The 24,348-nt window shown below is 65.4% G+C and carries 23 protein-coding genes; 14 read left to right on the top strand and 9 right to left on the bottom strand.

The genetic code is table 11. The features are described 5' to 3' along the window. Positions 1-18: 18 nt before the first annotated feature. Complete coding sequence (locus OYT95_RS24005) at positions 19-1,296, top strand: amidase (protein ID WP_268789291.1); 1,278 nt, start codon at positions 19-21, stop codon at positions 1,294-1,296. Here the strand turns inward: OYT95_RS24005 and OYT95_RS24000 are convergent. Both OYT95_RS24000 and OYT95_RS23995 read right to left on the bottom strand, forming a co-directional pair. Next, a protein-coding gene (locus OYT95_RS24000; protein ID WP_268789290.1) for an IS5 family transposase occupies positions 1,293-2,202 on the bottom strand; the annotation gives its coding sequence in 2 pieces (ribosomal slippage) (positions 1,293-1,844 and positions 1,846-2,202; 909 coding nt in all). The two genes, OYT95_RS24005 and OYT95_RS24000, sit on opposite strands and share 4 nt — an antisense overlap. Positions 2,203-2,390: 188 nt before the next feature. Then, positions 2,391-2,585, bottom strand: a complete 195-nt coding sequence (locus OYT95_RS23995; protein ID WP_268789289.1) for an SDR family oxidoreductase — start codon at positions 2,583-2,585, stop codon at positions 2,391-2,393. Between the two features lie 990 nt (positions 2,586-3,575). Between OYT95_RS23995 and OYT95_RS23990 the strand changes: the two genes are divergently transcribed. Continuing rightward, complete coding sequence (locus OYT95_RS23990) at positions 3,576-4,649, top strand: alkene reductase (RefSeq protein WP_268792265.1); 1,074 nt, start codon at positions 3,576-3,578, stop codon at positions 4,647-4,649. A gap of 662 nt (positions 4,650-5,311) precedes the next feature. Continuing rightward, positions 5,312-5,695 (top strand): helix-turn-helix domain-containing protein, encoded by a 384-nt coding sequence (locus OYT95_RS44465; protein WP_328286510.1) that lies wholly within the window; start codon positions 5,312-5,314, stop codon positions 5,693-5,695. 129 nt (positions 5,696-5,824) lie between these two features. On the opposite strand, the gene OYT95_RS23980 is transcribed toward OYT95_RS44465, so the two are convergent. Then, a complete protein-coding gene (locus OYT95_RS23980) occupies positions 5,825-6,271 on the bottom strand; it encodes a cupin domain-containing protein (protein ID WP_037237187.1) in 447 nt (148 codons plus the stop codon). A 104-nt stretch (positions 6,272-6,375) separates the two neighbouring features. Beyond that, positions 6,376-6,873: a MaoC/PaaZ C-terminal domain-containing protein gene (locus tag OYT95_RS23975; RefSeq protein ID WP_052033453.1), complete on the bottom strand. Its 498-nt coding sequence runs from the start codon at positions 6,871-6,873 to the stop codon at positions 6,376-6,378. A gap of 283 nt (positions 6,874-7,156) precedes the next feature. Between OYT95_RS23975 and OYT95_RS23970 the strand changes: the two genes are divergently transcribed. The 11 genes from OYT95_RS23970 (at position 7,157) to OYT95_RS23920 (ending at position 18,111) form a co-directional block, all read left to right on the top strand. After that, positions 7,157-8,047, top strand: a complete 891-nt coding sequence (locus OYT95_RS23970; RefSeq protein ID WP_012690301.1) for an HpcH/HpaI aldolase/citrate lyase family protein — start codon at positions 7,157-7,159, stop codon at positions 8,045-8,047. A 39-nt stretch (positions 8,048-8,086) separates the two neighbouring features. Then, a complete protein-coding gene (locus OYT95_RS23965; RefSeq protein WP_005565830.1) occupies positions 8,087-8,554 on the top strand; it encodes a MaoC family dehydratase in 468 nt (155 codons plus the stop codon). Continuing rightward, positions 8,551-9,387 (top strand): fumarylacetoacetate hydrolase family protein, encoded by an 837-nt coding sequence (locus OYT95_RS23960; RefSeq protein WP_268789286.1) that lies wholly within the window; start codon positions 8,551-8,553, stop codon positions 9,385-9,387. Before OYT95_RS23965 ends, OYT95_RS23960 begins: the two co-directional genes overlap by 4 nt. 390 nt (positions 9,388-9,777) lie before the next feature. Beyond that, complete coding sequence (locus OYT95_RS23955; protein WP_012690303.1) at positions 9,778-10,902, top strand: substrate-binding domain-containing protein; 1,125 nt, start codon at positions 9,778-9,780, stop codon at positions 10,900-10,902. 63 nt (positions 10,903-10,965) lie between these two features. After that, positions 10,966-13,506 (top strand): ATP-binding cassette domain-containing protein, encoded by a 2,541-nt coding sequence (locus OYT95_RS23950; RefSeq protein ID WP_442972570.1) that lies wholly within the window; start codon positions 10,966-10,968, stop codon positions 13,504-13,506. A 3-nt stretch (positions 13,507-13,509) separates the two neighbouring features. Further along, entirely contained in the window at positions 13,510-14,535 is a 1,026-nt protein-coding gene (locus OYT95_RS23945) for an ABC transporter permease (RefSeq protein WP_268789283.1), read from the top strand. Then, on the top strand, positions 14,532-15,383 hold the full coding sequence (locus OYT95_RS23940; protein ID WP_012690306.1) for a mycofactocin-coupled SDR family oxidoreductase: 852 nt from the start codon (positions 14,532-14,534) through the stop codon (positions 15,381-15,383). Before OYT95_RS23945 ends, OYT95_RS23940 begins: the two co-directional genes overlap by 4 nt. Before the next feature lie 46 nt (positions 15,384-15,429). Beyond that, positions 15,430-15,783 (top strand): EthD family reductase, encoded by a 354-nt coding sequence (locus OYT95_RS23935; protein ID WP_012690307.1) that lies wholly within the window; start codon positions 15,430-15,432, stop codon positions 15,781-15,783. 48 nt (positions 15,784-15,831) lie between these two features. Next, positions 15,832-16,692: an LLM class F420-dependent oxidoreductase gene (locus OYT95_RS23930; RefSeq protein ID WP_012690308.1), complete on the top strand. Its 861-nt coding sequence runs from the start codon at positions 15,832-15,834 to the stop codon at positions 16,690-16,692. 43 nt (positions 16,693-16,735) lie between these two features. After that, positions 16,736-17,248 (top strand): nuclear transport factor 2 family protein, encoded by a 513-nt coding sequence (locus OYT95_RS23925; RefSeq protein WP_012690309.1) that lies wholly within the window; start codon positions 16,736-16,738, stop codon positions 17,246-17,248. Positions 17,249-17,328: 80 nt separating this feature from the next. Next, entirely contained in the window at positions 17,329-18,111 is a 783-nt protein-coding gene (locus OYT95_RS23920; RefSeq protein ID WP_268789282.1) for an SDR family NAD(P)-dependent oxidoreductase, read from the top strand. A gap of 87 nt (positions 18,112-18,198) precedes the next feature. On the opposite strand, the gene OYT95_RS23915 is transcribed toward OYT95_RS23920, so the two are convergent. The 5 genes from OYT95_RS23915 to OYT95_RS23895 form a co-directional block, all read right to left on the bottom strand. Beyond that, positions 18,199-19,482, bottom strand: coding sequence for an MFS transporter (locus OYT95_RS23915; protein ID WP_268789281.1), 1,284 nt, complete (start codon positions 19,480-19,482; stop codon positions 18,199-18,201). Positions 19,483-19,815: 333 nt separating this feature from the next. Continuing rightward, complete coding sequence (locus OYT95_RS23910) at positions 19,816-21,279, bottom strand: aldehyde dehydrogenase family protein (protein ID WP_037237148.1); 1,464 nt, start codon at positions 21,277-21,279, stop codon at positions 19,816-19,818. A gap of 185 nt (positions 21,280-21,464) precedes the next feature. Next, on the bottom strand, positions 21,465-22,568 hold the full coding sequence (locus OYT95_RS23905; protein WP_268789280.1) for an NADH:flavin oxidoreductase/NADH oxidase: 1,104 nt from the start codon (positions 22,566-22,568) through the stop codon (positions 21,465-21,467). A 28-nt stretch (positions 22,569-22,596) separates the two neighbouring features. Next, the gene (locus OYT95_RS23900; protein WP_268789279.1) at positions 22,597-22,998 is read right to left on the bottom strand and encodes a cupin domain-containing protein; all 402 of its coding nucleotides are present in this window, start codon (positions 22,996-22,998) and stop codon (positions 22,597-22,599) included. Between the two features lie 41 nt (positions 22,999-23,039). Further along, the gene (locus OYT95_RS23895) at positions 23,040-24,212 is read right to left on the bottom strand and encodes an acyl-CoA dehydrogenase family protein (protein ID WP_268789278.1); all 1,173 of its coding nucleotides are present in this window, start codon (positions 24,210-24,212) and stop codon (positions 23,040-23,042) included. Between the last annotated feature and the right edge of the window lie 136 nt (positions 24,213-24,348).

Raw genomic sequence — 24,348 nt, 5'->3', positions numbered from 1 at the left:
ACTTCGAGGAGAACCCCGATGGAGACGAGCCTGTCCGCTCTCGCTGAGAGCGTGGCTTCCGGCGAATTGCCCCCGAGCGAGGTGGTGGCCGATGCACTGGAGAGGGTCGATCGCACGGAACCCGACATCCGGGCCTGGGTCCGCGTCGACCGAACACGGGCACTCGACGCCGCCCGGCGACTCGACAGTACGGTTCAGAAAGGCCCTCTCCACGGAATTCCGTTCGGGGTCAAGGACATCATCGATGTGCGCGGCCTCCCCACCGAGTGCGGATCACCGTTGCGACGAGGACGGGTGGCCGCCGACGACGCGCACCTCGTCGCCCGACTCCGTGAACTCGGAGCGATCCCACTGGGCAAGACGGTCACCACCGAGTTCGCCTACTTCGCCCCCGGCCCCACACGGAACCCGCGTCGGCTCTCACACACCCCCGGCGGCTCCTCGAGCGGGTCCGCGGCTGCGGTCGCAGCCGGCGTGGTCCCCTTGGCCCTCGGCAGCCAGACGGCCGGTTCGCTGACCCGGCCCGCCTCGTACTGCGGCGTCGCGGGACTGGTCGCTCCGGTCGGCGGACCGCTCGTCACCACCGGGTTCGCCGGCCTGTCCCACACGCTCGATGCGCCCGGGATTCTCACCCGGACTGTCGCGGACGTCCGACTCGCCTATCTGGCATTGACGGGCCCCGACCGGCTCGCCGACCCGGTACGGGATCTGGAGCGCCCGCGGCTCGCGGTGTGGTCCGGCATCGAACTCGTCGACATCTCCGACGACATGCAGACGGCGGTGCGACACACCGTCGGGGCTGCCGTCGCCGATGGCGCCGAACTCGTCGACTTCGACTGGCCTGCAGTGACGCCTCGCCTCGCCGAAGCACACGGCACCGTCATGGCGTACGAGGCAAGCCGCGCGCTGGCGTCCGAGGGACGGCATCCCGCACAACTGAGCGCACCGCTCGACGATCTCCTCACGCAGGGCCGGAGTATCACCGACCGCGACTACCAGGATGCTCTCGCCGTGGCTGCATGGGCACGATCGGCGATACTGACCTTGCTCACGGACGTTGATGCCATCATCGGCCCCGCCGCACCCGGCGCTGCACCCGAAGGACTGTCCGCTACGGGGTCACCTATTCTAAGCCGACCCTGGCAACTGCTGGGGCTCCCTGCCCTGACGGTCCCCGGTCGCTTCGACGGGCAGGGCATGCCGCTCGGCATCCAGCTCATCGGGCACCCAGAGCGCCTCGACAGGCTCTTCGCACTCGGTCACACCATTGAACAGGCAGCCCACGGACGGCACTAGGGCATGTCTCCCAATAACTTGAGCCACTCGACGATGCCGGCGAGCAGGAATCCGGCGCGGTAGGTGAGGGCGAGTTTGTCGTAGCGAGTGGCCACCGCACGCCACTGTTTCGCCTTGTTGAAGGCCCGTTCGACCACGTTGCGCCCCTTGTAGGACTCCGGGTCGAAGTTCGGTGGCCGCCCGCCCGCGCGGCCCTTGTTCACCCGGTTCGCTGCCTGATCGGTCTTCTCGGGGATCACCGCCTTGATGCCTCTGCTTCGCAGCAGTTCCCGGTTTGCCCGTGATGAGTACGCCTTGTCGGCCCGGACCTCGACGGGGCGCGTGCGGTGCGCTCCGCCCGCGAGCCGCGGCACGCAGATGCCCTCCAGCACGTGGGCGAACATCGGACTGTCACCGGCTTGGCCTGGGCCGACCAGCACCGACAGCGGGCGCCCGTGACCGTCGCACGCCAGGTGCGCCTTGCTGGTCAACCCGCCCCTCGACCGGCCGATGCCGTGATCGGCAGGCTCGTCACGCAGGTTCGTGTAATTCGGTAGATCCCCCTGTGTGGCGGGCGGCGTTCGCACCGTGCTGATGGACACGGACCACTGTGGAATCGACCGATACCGCCCAGTCCAGGTTCCCGCCGGCGTCGGCCATCGCGACCAGAGCCGTCAGCACCCGATCCCAGGTTCCGTCTCCGGCGTATCGGCGATGTCGCTTCCACACCGTCTTCCACGGCCCGAAATGCGACGGGAGATCTCGCCAGGGCAACCCGGTCCGCAGTCGATACAGCATCCCCTCGACCACCACACGATTGTTCCGGAACTTCCGCCCCCGGAGCCCATCGGAACTGGGCAACAGCAGCGCGAGCAACTCCCACTGCTTGTCCGTCAACACCTCAAACCGATCAACAACGTCTGCCACACCGAAGAGTCTGCAGCACAACACCACAAATCATTGGGAGACACACCCTAGGACGGGTGGCTCCGGTGACCACGGCAACACCGCCAGCCAGCACCATCCCCACGGTGGTGATGTCGGTTCCACACAGATGTTCGATGCCGCGACGCAATGCGCGGACGTTTTGGCCCACGCCGCATCCAGAAGACCATCTAGTGTGTGGTCCACCCACCGTCTGCCATGTACACGGCGCCGTGCACAAAGTTGGCTTCGTCGCTGGCTACAAATAGCGCCACGTTGAATAGCTCGGAGGGTTGGGCATGCCGTCCAGCCGGGGCTTTGCGCAGAGCTTCGACGACGGGCAGTTCCTCGTTGGTGAGGATGTTCCTCGTCGTTTCGGTCTCCACCGCGCCGGGTCGACGGCATTGACTCGCACGTCACCCGGTGCGCCAGGGCCGAAGCAACGTGCCTATTTGTCGGACCAGACAACGCGAAGCCGAGTCGGAGTGAGCGCGGAGAACTTCCACGTCCCGCCCACGCGCTCATACTTCTCGTGGTAGTGGCCGTAGCCTCGAAATACCGCGACTTCAACTGGCGAATCTCCTCGATGGCGCACAGCTTGGGGCTGGAATATGGTGACTCTTCACTTCTCGCGTGTCCGCATTTGTCGACTCTGGAACGATCACGGATCCTCCGCGTCTGGGGATACCTACCGGACCGATGGGAACGCTGAGCTGGATCTGCTGCGAGCCGTCCGTGTGTTTCGACGGATACGTTGCGCAGCCAGAACGGCAACCGACGATTCGAACGGCGCGTCAGGAACGACAAAGTATAGAAAACGAGCATAAGAACGCCTACAAACACTCGTTTGTTAAATGAGTTGTAGTTCATAGTTCACGGGGACGCAAGAGGCCGCGGGCACCGAACTCGCACCACCTCCGGCACCGCACCGCTGCAGAACTTTCCGTCCCATCACTTGCCAGTTCGGTCGTTCGAGAGAAACGAATCCCCACCGGAGCAGTCGCATCGTGCCCGATCGCCACGACCTGCGACATGCGCCGGCCATGCTGCCGCCTGTGAGGGTTGACACATCGACCGATTCCGCTAATACTTACGAACGTCCGTACGTTTACTGCACGGGAGAGGCACTTCGACCAATCATCGATTGCATGCGGGGTCAGCGAAGGCACCAGGCGAGACATCGGCCCCACCTGAGCATGGGAATCCGACGATTCATCCTACGACGACGCTCGATGATGCCCGGAATCGGCGCTGTCGTCGCGAACTACTCACCGCGCCAACGAGACTGCGCTCTTGGGCTCGACCGACGAATACACAACCACAGGCCAGGCTATGACCGGGCGGACAAACACCCCACAGTAAGGAGATCTCAGGTCATGTTGTTCGAGACATACAAATTGGGTTCACTCGAGCTGTCGAATCGAGTAGTCATGGCACCCATGACACGGGTTCGCGCCTCTGAGACGGGACTGCCTTCCGAGAGTGCCGCTCTCTACTACGCGCAACGGGCCAGCGCGGGTCTCATTGTGAGCGAGGGTATCTCGCCGTCGAAGCAAGGACAGTCCGAGCCGAATATTCCCGGTCTCTACAACGACGAGCAGGAGGCAGCCTGGCGCCCGATCACCCAGTCTGTTCACGATGCCTGCGGCCGGATCTTCGCCCAGCTCATGCACGGCGGCCGCGTGGGACACCCTGAGATCAACGGAATGCAGCCGCTCGGAGCCTCGCCCATCGCTGCCCAGGGCACGATCTTCAACTCCGGAGGTCGGCTCGCCTTCGTCACTCCCGTCGAGATGACCGTCGAGCAGATACAAGAGCAGATCAACGTGTTTGTCGCAGCGGCCGAGCGCGCGATCGCTGCCGGCTTCGACGGCGTCGAGATCCACGGCGCCAACGGCTACCTGATCCAGCAGTTCTTGTCCGACAACAGCAATCAGCGCACCGACCAGTACGGCGGGTCGCACGAAAACCGGGCACGCTTCGCGGTCGAGGTCGCTACCGCCGTCAGCGCCGCCATCGGCGCCGACCGGGTGGGGATCAGGTTCTCTCCCGGCGGAAAGTTCCACGACATGAACGAAAGCGATCCCGAAGGCCTGTACACAACGCTCCTCAACGCCCTGAATCCGCTGGGATTGGCGTACCTTCACATCCTCGAGACTGCATCGGACGACATCAACGACCGGATCCGGGAAATCTGGACCGGCCCGCTGATCGTGAACCCGGCAATTGTCGGAAGTGCAGACTTCGTCAACAAGTCAAATGCCGATCGGTGGTTGGCGCGCGGCGGCGACCTGATCGCATTCGGCCGGTATTTCATCTCCAATCCGGACTTGGTGCGTCGCCTGCGCGATGGCCTCGAACTGACCATGCCCGATCTCGACACCTTCTACTCGGGCGGCGACAAGGGCTACATCGACTACCCGGAGTGGTCGGACAGCGCTGTCGGCTGACAACCTTGGGCGGGCCGGTCCGGAGTTCCTCCGGCCCGGCCCGATTCCGTGTCTCGGCGAGTAGCTCATCTGAGGTGGCAAAATCGGCGCATACTGCTTCGGCGGCGTCGAGCTCGAACCCGTCTGCGAATGTCGACAGCACCTCCCACAGACACCGCTCAGCCGCGGAGCACAGGTCGCAACTCCAGTCCAGGCTCGAGCGCAGGCTCTGCTGGTGTGCGGGCGCTCCCCGGGCTGCCGAGGGTGAGGAAACAGCACAGATCGTCGAGGTGTCCGAAGATCTGCTGTGCCGCCACGCGCAACGTCAGACGTGTCTTCCCCACTCCCCCTGGCCGGTCACGGCGACCAACCGGTCAGTCCCCAAGAGTCGTCCGGCCGCCGCAAGTTCGGTGCGCCTCCCGACAAAGGTGGTCAACTCGAGCGGGAGATGTGCTGCTCGATCTCCGATGGCGATCGACATGGAACCGCTTCTTTCGTGGAGTTGCTTCGGTACCCGACACCCGGTTAATCTAACGTGTGTTTGTTTGTTTTGGCCTACGACTCTTCCCGGCAGATCGCAAGAACCCCTTTGTCGAGCAACCATTTCAGACTGAGCGTCAACAGGTGTCGAACTCCTCTTCGGAACGCCCAAGGCCGGATTGGACGCGGAGGCTGCGGAATCGATGACGATGGACGCCGAGCTGAGCCGAATCCTCGACTTGCTTCACTCTCAGCACGTGGATGACCGGGCAGCACGCCTTGGAGCCGCATCGGCGCTGGAGAGGGTCCTCCTCTCCGGCGCCCACGCCAATTCGTGTGTTCACGCCGGTCCCGCGGCCCGCGCGGAGACCGCATGCCCTTCGGATCACGACGAGCCGCTGACCGGTCGCGAGCACGAGATACTGGGCATGATCGCCGATGGTGCGTCGAATGCCGAAATCGGTCGTGACCTGTTTATTTCGAGGAACACGGTCCGGTTTCACGTCAGCAACATCCTGCGCAAGATGTCGGTGAACAATCGCACTGCAGCGGTCGCGAAGATGACGACCGGCACCGGCGCGCGCTGACACTTCCGCCAGGCCCCCGTCTCGGCACACCGAAGCCCTCCAGCCGTGATTCGACCGGAGGACTTCCGTGGGTGGAAAATATTGAGCCGCAGCGAAAGATTGTCTGCGGATGAGGCGATGACGGGAACGTCAGTGCGCCTCGGCGTGAGTGCCGACACGGACGTATCCGGTGAGGACGCTGTCCGCGACCTCGGGCAGGTTGACGACGATGTTCTCGGGCGTGCGGGTGGTGAGCCAGATGAGTTCCTCGGTGGTGCTCATGTTGGCTTCGACGTGCGGCATGAAGGGCGGGACGAAGACGAAGTCCCCTTCGGACATGTCGATGTACTCGCTGAAGTTCTCACCGAAGTAGATTCGCGCCTTGCCGGTGAGAACGTAGCCGCCGGTTTCGGCCTCACCGTGATGATGCGGCAGTGACCGATATCCGGGCTCGTTGAAGACCTTCCCGAACCAGATCTTCGTCGCCGGCGTGTGCTGGACGCTGACCCCGGAGATGCGCACGGCACCACCGGATTGGCCCGTGTTCTGCGCTTCCTCTCCCTTGCGAGTTACTACCGGCTTGTCGTGCTCAGCCATACTCGATTCCTTTCAAGAACAAACGTTCGCTTTTAACTAAGGGTACGAGCGCATCCTGGATCGCACAAGAGTGCGCGACGGTCACGATCCGACGGCTGCACGCGTCAGCGAAGCGGCTCGGGGCGTCGGCGGATCATGAAGCTGCTCCGGAAGGTCATCACGGCCTCGCCTCGCTGATTGAGCGCGCTGTAGGCGAAAGACCAGATTCCCTGGTCGGGCTTCTTCGTCGGGCGGGCGGCAATGAGCTCGGCTTCGGGATGCAGGGTGTCGCCGATGAGCACGGGACGCAAGGCGCGAACCTCGTCGAGGCCGAGCCAGGCGACGACGTTGTTGAAGTAGCCGGTCTGAGTCGTCAGCCCCAGGGCGAGCGAGAGCGTGAACGGCCCGTGCGCGATCCGCTGCCCGAACTGGGTGCCGGCGGCGTACTCCTCGTCGAGGTGCAGCGAGACGATGTCGCAGGTCAGGCCGGCCCACTGCACCAGGTGCGCATCGGTGACGGTCATGCCGGGACCCCGGAGCACGTCCCCCAGGTCGAGGTCCTCCCACCAGCGATCAGGCTGCCCGATCACTCGTGTGGCAGTACTGACGTCGTTGATTGTCATCGAAACTCCTCATAGCGCCGGCGCCGCCGGCCGTGTTAACGTACGAGCGATTGTTCGTTTAACAGTACGGGCCACCAACCCGCTGGTCAATCATTTGGTCAAAGCCTTGCACCACGAAGTCTGGATGTGACGAAATGCCGCACACCACGAAATATCGCGCCGCGTCCACGGCGGGTTCGGATACGGCCGAGTGGCCGGGGCGGCGACCGTCAGTCTCCCCCGGGAATTTGCGGGGAGCCTGTGTCGTCGCCGCACCGGCGGTGCCCAATCGAGTGAGGAAGTAATGCGACCCCTACGTTCTCTCCAGTTCGTGCCGGCTCATCGTGAGGGCTGGGCACAGAAAGCTGTGCGCGCCGGCGCCGACGCCGTGATCCTCGATCTCGAGGACTCGGTTCCCGAGCCGAGCAAGGCGGATGCCCGCGCAATGGCAGCCGAGACGATCGACGCCCTGCGCAGTGACCATCCGGATGTGACGGTGCTGGTGCGCCCGAACCCACTCGACACGGACCACTTCGGCCGAGATCTCGCGGCCGTGGTGCGCGCGGGACTCGACGGGTTACTGTTGCCGAAGGTGTACGGAGCCCGAGAGGTTCTCGACTTCGCCGCGCTGCTCGAGCACTTCGAGATCGAGGCCGCCCTGGTCCGTGGCAGCATCGAGGTGATCCCCACTCTCGAAACCGCGAAGTCGCTGGTGAACTGCGAGTCGATCGCGGCGGCCCATCCCCGGGTCGCATCGCTGATGGTCGCGGCGGCTCGCGATGCCGATGTCTCGCGTGAGGTCGGTTTCGAGTGGACCGCCGAGGGCCTGGAAACCCTGCATTACCGCAGCAAGGCCGTGCTCGCCTGCCGAGCCGCAGGGTTGGCCCATCCGATCGTGGGACTGTGGCAGGAGATCTCCGACCTGGACGGCCTGCGCCGGTTCGCCGAAGGCAACCGGCGACTGGGCTTTACCGGGCAGGTGCTCATCCATCCCTCGCACATCGAGACGATCAACGACGTCTATGCGCCGGACCCGAAAATCGTCGACCGCTTCCGCCGCATGATCGAGGCCTTCGAGCAGGCCCAGGCGAACGGGCAGGCGGCGGCACTGTTCGAGGGCGAACACGTCGACATCGCCCACATCAAAACCGCTCGCGGCGTGGTTGCCCTCGCCGAAACCATCCAGTCGCACTGACCCCATCACCCGACCGACCGAACCCTTGAGGACCCCAAAATGAGTGGATTGTATTTCGAAGAACTCGAGCCGGAGCTCACCATCAAGCACGCGGTGACCCGTACAGTGACCGAAACGGACAACCTGCTGTTCACGACGCTCACGATGAACGTGCAGCCGCTGCACCTCGATGCCGAGTTCGCGAAGGACAGCATGTACGGCGAGCGCATCGTCAACAGCGTCTTCACCCTCGGCGTCGTCGTCGGCATTCCGGTGCAGGAAACGACCCTCGGAACGACGCTGGGCAACCTCGGGTTCGAGGAGATCGCCTTCCCCGCGCCGGTACTGATCGGCGACACCCTGCGCGTGGAAACCGAGATTCTGTCGCGCCGCGAGTCGAAGTCCCGCCCGGATACCGGCATCGTGCGCTTCGAGCACCGCGGTTTCAACCAGAACGACAAACTGGTCTGCCGCGTCCAGCGATCCGGTCTGATGCTCAAGAAGCCCGCCGAGGTCGCCGTCTCATGAAACTGGCCACGCTGCGTGTGGAGGGATCGACCGCCGCCGCGCGGATCGACGGCGAAAACGCGGTGCTGATCGAGCCCTATCCCAGCCTCTCGGATCTGCTACGCGACCCGCACTGGCACCGCATCGCCACCGAGGCCTCCGGGCAGGTTGTCGACCTCGGTGCCGTGGAGTACGCCCCCGTGGTCACGCACCCGACGAAGATTGTGTGCGTGGGCCTGAACTATGCGAATCACATCGCGGAAATGGGACGCGAACTCCCCCGCTACCCCACCTTGTTTGCCAAGTTCCCCGAAGCGCTCATCGGGGCCTACGACGACATCCACGTCCCGGCCTACGCCGATCAGCAGGTCGACTGGGAAGGGGAGCTCGCCGTCGTCATCGGCAAGAAGGCGCGATCGGTGCAGGCCGCCCACGCCGGGGAGTACATCGCCGGCTTCGCGGTCGCCAACGATGTCACCATGCGCGATTACCAATATCGGACTCAACAGTGGCTGCAGGGCAAGACCTTCGAGGGAACGTGCCCGCTCGGTCCGACGCTCGTGACCCCGGACGAGTTCAGGCTCGGTGCCACCCTGAACACTCTCGTCGACGGTGCCACCGTCCAGTCGGACTCGACCGGCGACCTGGTGTTCACACCGGCCCGGTTGATCGAGTACATCTCCCACATCGTCACCCTGCAGGCCGGGGACGTGATCTTGACCGGAACTCCCGGCGGAGTCGGCCACCCGACCGGAACACATCTGTCTGACGGCCAGACACTCACCACGGAGATCACCGGCCTGGGCACGCTGCGCAATGCCGTGTGCGTTGCCGCCCCGGTCCCGGTCGGCTGACCCTCCGCGCTCCGCAATCGAATACGGCACGGCCCAGCCCTTCCAGTCCGTCACGGACCGGGAGGGCTAGTGGCCGTTGCTTCGCGAGCGTCCTTCGAGCCCCGCTGCCTCAGATCGCGCACATCGGTTCCCGCCCCGGTGTTCGCGCGACACCGACCCCACGGCAGCGACCGCACGAGCGGTTACCTACCGACGCAACAGGGTTGGTGCGTCGATGGTGAAGGCGCGTCACCTGCGACACAGCCCTGTCGGCGTGTGACGGCCACGAAATACCCAATCGTCCAGGTAGTGGCATGCCGCAGATCACCCGTTGACGGATGCTGTGCTCTACGCCACAATACAAACAAACGAGCAAACGTTCGTCTGTGTCTGGCAGAAGAAGGAAAATCCATGAACGCTCTGTTTTGTCGTCGCGCAACCCTTGCCGGAGTTGCCCTCAGCGCAGTCCTCAGCGTCGCGGCATGCACGGCCAGTGCCCCGGCAGAATCGGGTGGCAGCTCAGCAGGTTCGACGAGCGACGGCGGCCAGGCCCTGCCGGTCGGGCAGCTCTGCGGTGACCAGCCACTCAAGATCGCGCACGTCGCCGGATTCGGCGCCAACTCGTGGCGCAAGATCACGCAGGCCGAACTCACCGACGAGCTTTCCGCCTGCCCCAACGTGACCCTCGAGTACACCCAGGCCGACAACGATCTGCAGAAGTACATCACCGCAATCAATTCGTACACCGCACAGGGTTTCGATGCGATCGTCACGTACGACGACTTCGGCAGCCAGGCCCTCAGCGCCCTGAAGAACGCCCATGACGCCGGCGTGGTCGTCGTCCCCTACATCGCCGATCCCGGCGGTGAGGTCGGTGTCGACTACGACGGCTACGTCCAGTACAACTTCGATGTCGAGGGCGACACGATGGCCAAGTGGCTGGGCGGCCAGGTCCAGCCGGGCAGCACACTGCTCTTCAGCGGTGGACTACCGGGCGGAAGCCCCTCGACGGTCGCCCTGTGGGACGGAATCAACGAGACCTCGAAGGAACTCGGCGGTGCCTTCACCCCCCTGACCAACGAGCCGCAGCCCTCGAGCTGGGACGCGGCATACGAACAGCGCGCCATGGCCGGCGCGTTGACCAAGTACCCCGAGATCGACGCCCTGGCATCGGATTACGGTGTCGCATCGAAGGGTGGACTGCGTGCCTTCATCAACGCCGGTCGGCCGATCCCGCCGCTGGCCACCTCCGCTACCGACAACGAACTCGGGTGCATGTGGCTGCAGCACCACGAGGCCAACCCCGGCTTCCAGTTGTTGACCCTCGACGGCACCACGACGGTCGTACGCATCGCAGCCCGCAAGGCGCTCGCTGCGCTCAACGACCAGCCCGACAACGAGCCGGAGAACTTCGAACTGCCCACGTTCGTCGACACCCTGGGCGGCAAGCTCCCGACCTGCCGCGAGGATCTGCCGCCGGACGCCGACCTGTCCTCGGCGCTCTCGCCCGAGCAGCTCTCGGCCGTCTTCCAGTAGCGGCTGGGCGCCAGGGATAAGGAGTGGTCAACTATGACTCAGCAAGACATTGTCGAGGATGTGATGTACGTGAGTGACGTACAGGTTCAGGAAAGTCCCGTCCACGAAGTGCCCGATCAGGACGTCGTTCTCCGGCTCGAAGCGGTGGACAAGAAGTACCCGGGCGTGCACGCAATCAAGAACGTCTCGCTGACGGTCCGGCGCGGCGAGGTTCATGCGCTGGTCGGCCAGAACGGCGCAGGCAAGTCCACGCTCGTCGGCATAGCGGCCGGTTCGATCACCGCCGATTCGGGGACGGTGGAGATCGGTGGCGTCGCCGCCGCCGACCCGTCCCCGGCGTGGTGCCGCGAACAGGGTTTGGCCATCGTCTACCAGGAGCCAGCGCTCCTTCCGGACCTGACGGTCGCCGAGAACATGCGCCTGAGCATGCCCGAGGAACTACGTCCATCCGTCGGGGACCAGGTCGGCTGGGCAGAAGGCATCCTCGCGCGGTGGAGCAACGTGGCGTCGATCGATCCACGCACTCCGGTGCGCGAGTTGCAGCCGGACGCTCGGTTTGTCGTCGAAATCGCCAAGGCTCTGGCCGAGGAGCCGAAGGTCATCGTGCTCGACGAGCCCACCGAGCACCTCCTACCGCCCGCAGTCGCGGAGTTGTTCCGGCTGGTGTCGGAGCTGATCGCGGCCGGCGGTGCCGTTGTCTACATCTCGCACCGCCTCAACGAGGTCAAGCAGATCGCCCACGCCGTATCGGTGCTGCGCGACGGCGCGCTGGTCGGCACGTTCACCGGCGCCGACGTCACCGAGCAGGACGTGGTCAACCTCGTCGTCGGTCGGGAGCTCACGCGCGGTCTCACGCGGGCCGACACCCGCTCGAGCCAGCTCGGTGACACCTTGCTACAGGTCACCGACTTCTCCGGCGAGGGTTTCGACGACCTTCACCTGCAGGTACGGGCCGGCGAAATCGTCGGGTTCGCCGGTGTCGAGGGACAAGGCCAGCGTGAGGTGCTCCGCGCGCTCGGCGGTCTGGTCGGTAACCACGGCACCGTCGAGATCGACGGCCGTCCGGTCAGGACGTCGAGCCCGACCACCGCACTGGCCGGTGGGATCGCCTATCTCCCCCACGACCGGCACAACGAGGGCATCCTGCCGGGACTGAGTCTTCGGGAGAACGCCTCGCTGGCCTCGCTGGGGCGGTTCACGCGCTTCGGTGCCCTCTCACGCCTGCGCGAGCGCAAGGCCACTTCCGAGACGTTCGCGTCGATGCGGGTCAAGGCTCCCTCCCCCGAGGTCGACATCACCACTCTGTCGGGCGGAAACCAGCAGAAGGTCGTGCTCAGCCGGGTGCTGATGACCGAGTCCACGGTGATTCTCGCCGATGAGCCCACCCAGGGTGTCGACATCGGCGCGCGGGAGGAGATCTACACCATCCTCCGAGAGGCGGCGGCGCGCGGGGCGGCGGTCATCGTGCTCTCCTCGTCGGCCGCGGAACTCGAGCAGCTCTGTGACCGGGTCATCGTCTTCTCCCGGGGGAAGGCCGCGAAGGAGCTCGTCGGCGACGAACTGACCGAGCACGGCATCGCCCAGGCCGCGCTCAGCGCGACCGGTAGTCGTAGCCGGGTCGGTACGGCACTGCGGAAGGTCACGCTCGGCCGGAAGATCTCCCGCAGCGACCTGACGCCCGCCGCGATTCTCGCGCTCGCCACTGTGCTGCTGGCGATCGTCGCGATCAGCCAGAGCGAGTTCTACCTCACGTCACGCAACTTTGGTCTGATCCTGCCGCTGCTGGCCACCCTCGCGTTCTTCGCGATGGCACAGCAGGTGGTAATGATGATCGGGGGCATCGACCTGTCGGTGGGCCCACTCGCCGGTCTGCTCGTCGTTGTCGGCTCATTCGTGCTGTCGGCGTACAAGACACCCATCGGCATGATCATCGGCCTGGTCGTCCTCGCGATCGTCGCCGCGGTTGTCGGCCTGGTGAACTGGACGCTGGCGGTGGTCGTCAAGATCAACCCGTTGATCGCAACGCTGGTTACCTACACCGCGATCCAGGGCATCGCCTACCTCCTGCGTCCGCTGCCCGCGGGCAAGATCGATCCGGTCTTCACCTCGTACGCATCGACCAAGCTCGGATTCGTACCGATCATGCTGGTTGTGGCAATCGTCGTGGCGGTGCTTCTCGAAGTCGCCATGTACCGCACCATGTTCGGTGTCCGACTGCGAGCCACCGGATCCCAGCACGCCACGGCTGACCGTATCGGAGTCCGCACCAAGTGGATCACTCTCGCCGCCTACGTGAGCTGCTCGGTGCTGATCGTCCCGGCAGCCGTGCTGCTCATGGCTCAGGCCGGTACCGGCAACGCCAGTATCGGTGACAGCTACACCCTCGCCAGCATCGGTGCCGCGGTCCTCGGCGGCGCCTCGATCTTCGGCGGGCGCGGCTCGTTCATCGGAGCCTGTCTCGGCGCAGTGCTGGTGATCCAGATCAACACGGTCGTCCAGTTCATCGGGCTGCCGCTGTATTGGCAGCAGTGGCTTCTCGGCGGTCTGACCATCGCCGCGGCCGCCTTCTACTCGAAGTCCCGAACCCTCGCAGAGCGGAGCTGACCAGTGAGCGCGACACAAGAACAACGACTCCCCCAGAAGTCCGGGAACGAGTCCACCCGCGGTCGCCGTTGGACCCCGACCTGGAACGGCACCAGCTCGGTCATCGCGATCACTGTGGCACTGTTCCTGTTCAGCTGGCTGATCGCCCCCGGCAGCATCTCGGGCAGCGCTATCGACTCGCTACTGCCCTTCGCCGGAATCCTGGCGATCGCGGCGATCGGGCAGACCATCGTGGTCATGCTCAAGGGCATCGACCTGTCGCTGCCCGGCATGATGACCCTCGCCGCGCTGGTCAGCAGCCAGTACGCCCAGGATCACGGCAGTATCCTCGCCGCTCTGCTGGTCGTCGCCGCCATCGCCGTCGTCGTCGGACTGGTCAACGGCATCGTCGTCTCGGCATTCTCAGTGACCCCGCTGGTGGCCACTTTGGCAGTCAACGCCGTCCTGATGGGCGCCGCCCTCGCGTACTCCGGAGGAACCCCGACCCGCGCACCGCAAAGTGTGTCCGACTTCGCGCTGGAAAAAACGGTCGGTGTTTCCAACACGGTATGGCTCGCGGTGCTGCTGATGATCGTGACGGTATTCGCGACAGGGCGCACCGCCTGGGGGCGCCGGGTAGTCGCCGTCGGGTCCAACGAGCGGACCGCCCGCGCCGCGGGTGTGCGCACCTCCCGAATCAAGATCAGCGGATACGTCGCCGCGGCACTGTGTTACAGCGGCGCCGGTGTCCTGCTGGCCGGGTACGTGAGCACACCGAACACCAATGCCGGCACCAGCTACCTCCTGCCGGCCATCGCAGCTGTGGTCGTCGGCGGCACCGCGCTGACCGGTGGTCGCGGCAACATCATCGGCACGGCGGTTGGGGCCCTGTTTCTGAGCCAGCTGACCCAGCTCGTGCTCTCCCTCGGAGCACCCTCTTCCACTCAGTTCCTCGTCCAGGCAGTGGTCATCGCCGTCGCGGTGGGAGCACAGCAACTGGACCTGCGTCACGTCATCCAACGTCTGACTCCCCGAAAGGAATCTGCATGACGAACATCGGTCAGCGACTGCACGAGAAGGTGGCCTTCGTGACCGGCGCCGCCCGCGGCCAAGGTCGATCGCACGCTCTCACCCTCGCGGACGAAGGCGCGGATCTCATCCTGCTCGACTCGGTACGCCCGATCGACCAGGTGAGCTACGCAATGCCTGACCACGCGGACCTGAAGGAAACCGCACGCCTGGTGGAGGAGCGGGGCCGCAGGGTGGTGATGATCGAAGCCGACGTCCGTGACGAGTCGATGATCGCCGCGGTCGCCGAGGCCGCCGCCGAACTCGGTCGACTCGACATCGTCGTCGCCAACGCGGGCGTACTCGGAGCAGCCAAGCCCTCCTGGGAGCTCACCCGTGCCGAATGGGACACCCTGATCGACATCAACCTCACCGGCGTCTGGCAGACGATGAAGGCGGCGCTGCCGCACATCATCGCCGGCGGCCGAGGCGGGTCGATCATCGCGATCAGTTCCATCGCGGGCATTCGCGGAGTGCCGCACGTGGCGCACTACAGCGCCGCCAAGCACGCGCTGGTCGGACTGGTCGGCTCGGTCGCGAACGAGGTTGCTCCGCACAGCATCCGGGTGAATACCGTGCATCCGACCAATGTCCGCACGGACATGATCGACAATCCGACGGCGGCGAAGATCTTCCGGCCCGACCTCGAGAACCCGACCCTCGACGACGGGATCGACGTTCTCGGGCGGATCAACCTGCTGCCGGTGCCATGGGTGGACTCCGCCGACATCTCCGAGGCCGTCCTGTGGCTGGCCAGCGACGAGTCGCGGTATGTGACCGGTACCGCGCTGCCCGTCGATGCCGGAATGCTCGCGAAGTACCCCGGCTGACAACCCCTACTCCCCTTCAACCGACCCCAACAGAGAAGGAAAATCAATGACACTCAATGGTGGACCGGTCCGCACGATCGCACTGATCGGACGCAAGCCGGGTATGTCGTTCGCCCAGTTCGACGAGTACTGGCGTGAGAAGCACGCCCCGCTCGCCGCGCAGGTGCCCGGTGTGATCCGCTACGTGCAGCGGCACGTCGTTCCGCAAGAAGGTGCCACCGAACCCGACAACGGATTCGGAATCGACGGTCTCGCCGTCCTCGATTACGAGAGCGCCGAGGCGATGGAGGCCGGTTGGGCGTCCGAGGCCGGCCAGGCAGCCCTCGCGGACGTCGAGAACTTCATCGGCAAGCACTACGTAGTGGTCCTCGAGGACCACGTCGTGGTCGACGACGCCTGAACCCCTCGGCGTCACCTCAAAGAATGACAATGAGTTAAGGATCCCGTCATGGATGTGGGCGTAGTTTATTTCTTCACCGATCAGGGTCCGGACCCCGTGGAGTTCGGGCAGGCCGCGGAAGGGTACGGATTCGAGTCCCTGTTCGTGCCCGAGCACACGCATTTTCCGGTATCCCGGAAAACCGACTACCCGATCCCCTACGGGGGACCCGAACTACCCGAGTTCTACCTACGCACCTACGACCAGATCGTCACGATGTCGATGATCGCTGCACACACGCAGACGATCATGCTCGGCACCGGTATCTGCCTGCTGGCCCAACACGATCCGATCGCGAAGGCCAAGCAGATCGCCACCCTCGACCACCTATCCGGCGGACGCGTCATCTGCGGTGTCGGAATGGGGTGGAACGTCGAGGAAGCGGAAGCGCACGGCGTCGTGTGGAAGCAGCGCTACTCCACCGTGCGGGACAAACTCAAAGTCATGCAGGCACTGTGGACCGAGGAGGTGGCGAGCTTCGACGGCCCCCGTGCGTCGCTCGCCCCCTCGTGGGCCTGGCCGAAGCCCGCGCAGCCGAACGGCCCGCGCACCTACCTCGGCGGCGCCGGTCCCACCACGATGCGGCATGCCGCCGAGTGGGCCGACGCTTGGTACGTCGTGCCCTCCGCAGAAGATCCGAGTCTGTCGAAGACGGTGCCCGAATTCCGCAGAGTCGTCGAGGAGTCCGGCCGCGACCCTGAGTCGGTCGGCATTGCGGTGGCCTCGGCGCCACCGGATCCCGCACTGCTCGAGAGCTATCGAGAATTGGGGATCGAACGGGCGGTGCTGTGGGTCGACCCGGCAGACGACCCGGGCGAGGGCATGCGCAACCTCGAGACTGTTTCCAAGGTTCTCGCACAGATCTCCTAACCAAAATTTCCAGAAATCAACCCTCACAGGAGGACCCGTTATCATGAACGCTGCTACCGCGGATGTGAGCGTCACCGAGCTCGCCGAGCGACTGACACGACTCGAGGACGTCCGCGCAATCGAACAGCTCAAGTATCGCTACGCAGGCTTCTGCGACAACGGCTACGACCCGCAAGGCATCGCCAGTCTCTTCGTCGAAGACGGCCGGTGGGTCGTGGACGGCGAGGGTGGATCCATGACCGGCCACGAGGAGATCAAGGCGCACTTCCGGACGTTGTCGGACAAGATCACCTGGGCTCTGCACTACATGATCGCCCCACGTGTGGAACTCGCCGACGACGGCCAGAGCGCAGTCGGATACTTCTACCTGCTGTGCCTGTGCACCATCGAGAACAGTCAGGACGCCACCAAGAAGGACCCGGTCATCCTGACCATCAACTACACCGATCAGTTCGTCAAGCGCGACGGCACCTGGTACTTCCAGGAACTGCGCGGACGCACACACCAGGTGTCCAACTGGGATCAGGGTTGGGTCAAGCAGCCGTTCCGCGACTGAGCCACGTACACCATCGCGGGTGGGGAGGGTAGCAAAGAATTCAATTCTGTTCCGCCATTTCATATTCAGGGGAGGAAGTAATGATCGAAACGGCTAGCGCTACGGGAACTCGACTTGCCGATCGGACGGCGGTGATCACCGGCGGCGCGTCGGGTATCGGCCGCGCGAGCGCTCTACGGTTCGCCTCCGAGGGTGCCGAGGTCGTCGTATGGGACCTCGATCCGGTCGGGATCGATGCCGTGGTCACCGAGATCCGCCAGGAGGGCGGATCGGCTCACGGGGTGGCGGTCGACATCTCCGACGCGTCGGCGGTGGCAGCGGCGGCCGCTGAGACTGCAGCTGTGGCGGGTGAGGTGACGGTGCTGATGAACAACGCGGGTGTTCTCGACGAATATGCCCCGATCCTCGACACCGACGAGGCGCTGTGGGACCGCATCGTCGGCGTCAACCTCAAGGGCATGTTCCTGGTGACCCGCGCGGTGTTGCCGGCGATGATCGCCGCCGGCGGCGGGTCGATCGTCAACACCGCCTCGGTCGCCGCATTCATCGCCGGTGGGGGCGGTACTGCATACACCAGTTCCAAGCACGGTGTCGTCGGGTTTACCCGGCAGATGTCCTTCGACTACGCGCACCAGAATGTGCGGGTGAACGCGATCGCGCCAGGTGCGGTGGAAACCGGGATGTCCAAGGACATCTTGTACAACGAGGATCTGCCGGTCGTCGAGGCGTTGCGTAGTGCACCGGCCGGCCGGCACGCGCAGCCCGAGGAGTTGGCGAACGTCGCGCTGTTCCTGGTCAGCGACGAAGCGAGCTTCGTGCACGGCGCGGTCTACGTCGCGGACGGCGGCTGGACCATCCGCTGAGATGTGCCCGCGTAGCCGACCCGCGAGGGCGCAGAGGCTGGGATAGCGGGCCTCGCGGGTCGGCGATCAGGGGGTTGGAGTGCGGGTCTACAGCCGGGAGCGGCGGGCGCACTCCACGCTCAGCAGACCGAGGACTCCGACGGTGACCATGGCGTAGGTCGCGCTGCCGGTGGCGTCGATGATCATCCCCAGCATCGGGGCGGCCAGCACGGCGCCGACATTGCTGACGGTCACGATGAGTCCACTCGTCTGGTAATTCGCCTGCGGCTGAGACAGTTCCGCCGCCCACGCCCAGTAGGTGCCACCGTAGAGCGATGCTGCCAGGAACATCATGCACAGGTAGATCCCCAGAGTGCTCGCGGGAATCCCAGGCAGTGCGACAACCATGACACCGGCGAGACCGGCACCGATCATGTTCGTCTGGAATCGCTCGCCGCGGAAGAGCCTGTCCGACATCAACCCCCCGATGGGGGCGGCGACGAGTTTGAACATGAAGGTGACGCCGATGATCGCCGAGGCTTCGAGCAGCGTCATGCCGCGGTCTTGTTCGAGGAACAAAGGCAGGGCGTAGGAAAGCCCGTAGAGGGTGATCGCCGTGCCTGCACCGTAGAGCGAGGACCACCAGACGCGGGAGCTGCGGAGCGCCTCGGCGAGTGATCCCGGTTTGGGGAGCGCGTCGAATCGGGTCGAGTGCGGGCGCCGGAGTCCGACGGGTTCGGCAACGAGGGCGTCCATCGAGGGCACACCGGGGTGGGTCTTGTGGAAGTCCTTGACAGTGAGCACGAACAACGCACCGCAGGCGATGCTCGGGACCACGGTCAGCCACATCGAGGCGATCTCCCACGACATGCCGCTGTCGGTCAGCAGCGGTCCGGCGAACGAGGTTATCGAGAAGCCGACGCCGAGGAAGCCCATCAGGAGGCCGGTCGCGAAACCGCGCCGGTTCTTGGGGAACCACAAGGATGCATGGGTGGCCAGCGAGGCATTCATCACGCCGCCGCAGCAACCCAGGAGCAGACGCAGGAGGAGCATGCCAGCGTAGGACTCACCGACCACCGGGATCAAGAGCGCCGAAACGGCGTTGCAGAGTAGGCCGATGACGACGATCTTCTTCACCCCGATACGGGCGGCCCACTTGCCGGCGAAGACCGGAACCACGCAGAACGTGAGCATCGATGCGGTGGTGAGCAACGACAGTTGGGTGGCGTTGATCCCCCAGTCGTCCTGAATGACCGTGCCGAACACGGCGACGGTGTTCAGGCCGATGAAGCAGCACATGAAGCACAGCAGGCTGACCAGCAGGACCCACCAACTGTAGAGGGGCGCACGCGTGTAGGTCACACGCGCGCCGGTGAGCGTCGATGTTGTCATGACGTGGCTCCTGGTATCTGGATTCTCCGCCGACAAGGCAGGAGGCGTCTTCGGGTGGGTGCGGTGAACCGAAGTGCACACGGCACGCGGCGGATTCGACCGTCAATTGCAGTCGGAACCGATGCAGGCGGTGACGCAAGGTGGGGCCACAACCCAAGAAACGAACGTACGTATGTTAGTTCGGTCTCGGTTGTCGTGTCAACGATCACAACGAGGCGTGCATGCCGAACAACCCCGCAGTGTCCAAGTAGTGAGGAAACAGGCATCGGCCACAGAACATGCATACGCCCGGCTGGTGCACCAGCCGGGCGTATGCGAGGGCTTCGAGCGGTATCAGGCGAGCGAGACGGTGACCGCCTTGCTCTGCAGGTAGCCGTCGAGGGCTTCGCCGCCCATCTCCTTACCCCAACCGGACTGCTTGAATCCGCCGAACGGCAGCGCGGCGTCGAAGACGTTGTAGCAGTTGACCCAGACCGCACCGGCGTTGACCGCCTCGGCGAAGCGGTGGGCGCGACCGACGTTGCTCGTCCACACTCCGGCCGCCAGACCGTAGGTGGTGTCGTTCGCGCGGCGCAACACCTCCGCTTCGTCGTCGAACGGCATCAGCGACACCACCGGGCCGAAGATCTCCTCCCGGGCGATGGTCATGTCGTCATCGACCCCACCGAGCACGGTCGGTTCGAGGTAGTAGCCAGGCTCACGGGTCTGGGCACCACCGGCAATAATTTCGGCTCCGTCACCGAGCGCGCCCTCGACGAAGGTCTTGACCTTGGAGCGGTGCTGGTCGGAGATCATCGGGCCGACCAGCACACCGCGCTCGGCGCTGGGGCCGATCTTGATCTGCGGCACCTTGGCGGCGATACGGGTCTGGACCTCGTCGTAGACGTTGCGCTGCACATACAGCCGTGACCCGGCCGTGCAGGCCTCACCCTGGGCGTAGAGGACGGCACCGAGCACTCCGTCGACGGCGATGTCGAGATCGGCGTCGTCGTAGATGACATTGGGGGATTTGCCGCCGAGTTCGAGCGTCAGCTTGCTCAGGTTCGATGCCGCCGCGACGACGATCCGCTTACCCGTCTCGACCGAGCCGGTGAACGCGACCTTGTCGACCTGCGGGTGACCGGCCAGCGGAGCTCCGGCATCTGCGCCCGTTCCGGTGATCACGTTGACCACTCCGTCGGGCACACCGGCTTCGACAGCCAACTCCGCCAGACGCAGCGGGGCCAGGGAAGCGAGTTCGGCGGGTTTGAGCACCACGGTGCATCCGGCGGCCAGCGCCGGGGCCAGCTTCCAGACCGCGGCGAGCGCGGCGCCGTTCCAGGGGATGATCTGGGCGACCACGCCGACCGGCTGACGCCGGGTGTAGGAGAAGAAGTCGCCGGGGTTCTGCCGCGACAGCGGGATGGTGCGTCCCTCGAGCTTGGTGGTCCACCCGGCCATGTAGCGCAGCAGGTCGGCCATGTTCGGCAGGTCGATGTCGCGGATGAACGCGTAGGGCTTTCCGCAGTCCTGGGTGTCGATGAGGGCGATCTCGTCCGCGTTGGCCTCGATGAGGTCCGCGAAGCGGTGCAGGATCCGGGCGCGGGCCTCGGCCGGCATGCGCCGCCACGGACCGTCGTCGAATGCGCGGCGGGCAGCCTGCACCGCCAGTTCGACATCGCGCGGGCCGCCCGCGGCGATCTCGGCGAGCTTTTCTCCGGTCGACGGGTTGAAGACGTCGACAGTGCCGCCTTCGACCGGATCCACCCACTTACCGTCGATCAGCAGTTGATGACGGCTGGGGCTGGTCTCGGACATCTTTTCTCCTTCAGGTAGAGCTGTTCGGCGAACACACGAACGCTGGCAGCGATGATGCGGCCGTGGGTGCCGCCCGGCGCGCGCGGAAGTTCGGGACCCGGCACGTTTACCACATACGAACGATTGTTTTCTTACGGTACCGGGTGGGCACCCATCCATGTCAACGATCGGCGCCCACCAGGAGATCAGGGGATGTTGCCGCGGTAGCGGGCCGACCGGTACGGGGTCGGCCAGTCGAGCGTGTCCTCGACTCCGAGTTCCTTCGCCGCCTTGAGCGGCCACATCGGCTCGCGCAGCAGGTTCCGTCCGACGAAAACAGCGTCGGCGGCTCCGTCGACGAGGACTTGCTCGGCCTGAGAGGAGTCGGTGATCAGCCCGACGGCCGCGACCGGCAGGGATGTTTCGTTGCGAATCCGGCGAGCGAACGGCACCTGGTATCCCGGTCCGACGGTGATCTTCTGCTCCGGGGTCAGACCACCGCTGGAGACGTCGACGAGGTCGATCCCGGAGCCCTCGAGCGAGCGGATCAGTGCGACGCTGTCGTCGACGTCCCAGCCGTCCTCGGCCCAGTCGGTGGCGGAGATCCGGAGCAACAGCGGCAGCTCCTCCGGCCAGACCGCACGGACCGCGGCGATGATCTCCCGCAGCAGCCGGGCGCGGCGGTCGGGGTCTCCGCCGTAGTCGTCGCTGCGCTGGTTGGTGATCGGCGACAGGAACTGGTGGAGCAGGTAGCCGTGTGCGGCGTGGATCTCGACGACCCGGAATCCTGCGGCCAGGGCACGGGTGGCGGCATCGGCGAAGTCGGCGACCACCTTCGCAATGTCGGCGACGGTCATCTCGCGCGGCACGGCCTGGTCTCCCCAGGCCGTCGCCGACGGACCGACCGTCTCCCAGCCGCCCTCGCTGATCGGGACGGTGCCGTCGCCCTCCCAGGGAACCTGCGCGGACGCCTTGCGGCCGGCGTGCGCGAGTTGAATTCCGGGGACCGATCCGTGCTCGGTGACGAACCGGTTGATGCGGGCGAACGCGTCGAGCTGCGTGTCGTTCCACAGCCCGGTGCACTTGGAGCTGATCCGCCCCTCCGGGCTGACCCCGGTCGCCTCGGTGAGCACCAGGCCGGCCTTCCCCTTGGCGAACGAGCCGAGGTGCACCAGATGCCAGTCGTCGGGCATGCCGTCGTCGGCCGAGAACTGGCACATCGGCGCCACCCAGAGGCGGTTACGGAAAGTCACACCGCGCAGGGGCAGCGGCGAGAACAGCCGCGTGCGATGAATGGTGGGTTGAGACAACACGAACTCCTCAGCTCGGGTGGTGTGGCTATTCCAGCGTGGCGCCGGCGTTCGGCCCCTCGAGGAACTTGTTGGGTGTCAGGAAGAAACACAGCACCAGGGCCCCGTTCGGCGCCGAGGCGCGGTGCTGGTTGCCCTGCGGTCGCCACGAGAAGTTCCCGACGGTGGTCTCGCCTTCCTCGTCGACGATGCTGCCTTCGAGCACCCAGGTCTGCTCGATCCGGACGTGCTCGTGCAGCGGCAGGATCGATCCGGGCTGCCAGCGGAACAGGGCGGTGAGCAGACCGCTCTCCTCATCCTTGAGCAGCACCTTGATATCGATGCCCTCGTACCCGGAGGGGCGCCAGGGCAGGGCGTCGACGTCTACGTAGCGCGAGGCCAGCGGCGGAAGTGCGTTGAGTTCGTCGGCGAAGGGGGTGATCGCGGGCATGATGGTGTTTCTTTCTGTGTTGTGTTGTGCGGGTCCGCGAGTCAGAACGACCGCGGCAATCCCAGGTACTTCTCACCGATGTGGTTGCGGAGCATCTCGTTGGTCAGTGGGGCGAAGGTGTAGAGGCGGGCGTCGCGGAACAACCGTTCCATCGGGTACTCCTTGCTGAACCCGGATCCGCCCATCAGACGCATGCCGGCGTCGGTGACGGCGACCGCCGCATCGGAGGCGGCGACCTTGGCCATGGCGCTGAGAATGTCGGCGCGTTTCCCGGTGGCGGTGGCCTCGGCGGCCTGGAGCATCAGGGCCCGGGCCGACTCGATCGCGATGGCGCCGTCGACGAGCCGGTGCTGGCCGGCCTGGAAGCTGCCGACCGGACGCCCGAACACCTGACGCTGGCGGCCGTAGTCGACGGCGGCTTCCAGCGCACCCCGCGCGATCCCCAGTGCGGCGGCGGCGGCGTTGAGTCGTTCCCCGTTGAGGGTGCCCAGCACCTGCCGGAACCCCTGGTCGACGTGCCCGAGTACGGCGGAAGCATCGATTTCGACGTTGTCGAAGGTGACCTCGCAGGTGTCCAGGCTGTGGATGGCGAAGGTATCGAGTTCCCGCACGGTGATGCCGGGAGTGTCGGTCGGGACCACGAACATGGTGATGCCATCGATCGGAGAGGACTCGGGCGTCGAGGTCCGGGCCAGGACGATGAGATTCCTCGCGTGCTGCGGACCCGAGATCCAGGTTTTGGCGCCGTTGAGTACCCACCGGCCGCCGTCGGACTGCTTCGCCCGGGTACGCATGACGCGGGCGACGTCGGTGCCGCCGTCGGGTTCGGTCAGTGCGAAGGCCACCCGCTCGCTGCCGTCGAGAAGCGGGGCCAGGACGCTGCTGCGCTGCTGGTCGCTGCCGTACTCGGTGAGCAGTCCGACGCCCATGTACTGCACGACCAGGCACACCGCCATCGAAGTCGGGCCGGCGGCGAGCTCTTCGAGGACGATGATCTGATGTCGGGGGTCGGCGCCGGTCGTGCCGTCGGCCTGGGCGTCGAGTCCGATCAGCCCGGCTTCCCCGAGCGCCCGGTACAGCTCGAGGTCGAACGCGTTGGCGTCGTCGAGTTCCCTGACCCGCTGCGGGGGTGCAAATCGTTCGATGATCTCGCGCACCATCTCGCGCAGATCCGCTTGCTCCGTGGTGTCCGGCAGGGTGCCGCTTCCGATCATGAGACTCCTCCGACTCGGGGTGACCGCGGCCTTCGGGGCGCAAAGGTGCGGCCGTCGCGCTGTGACCTGGTCACCCATCCCACGATACAAACGAACGAACGTTTTTCCAAGGGCTCAGGCAGCCACTCCTTCCGCC

Origin of the sequence: Rhodococcus sp. JS3073 (genome assembly GCF_026810085.1) — a bacterium.
In the GTDB taxonomy this organism is placed as follows: Bacteria; Actinomycetota; Actinomycetes; order Mycobacteriales; family Mycobacteriaceae; genus Rhodococcus_F; species Rhodococcus_F wratislaviensis.
The sequence above is the reverse complement of the archived record's forward strand: the minus strand, read 5'-3'. Positions and strand labels throughout refer to the sequence as shown.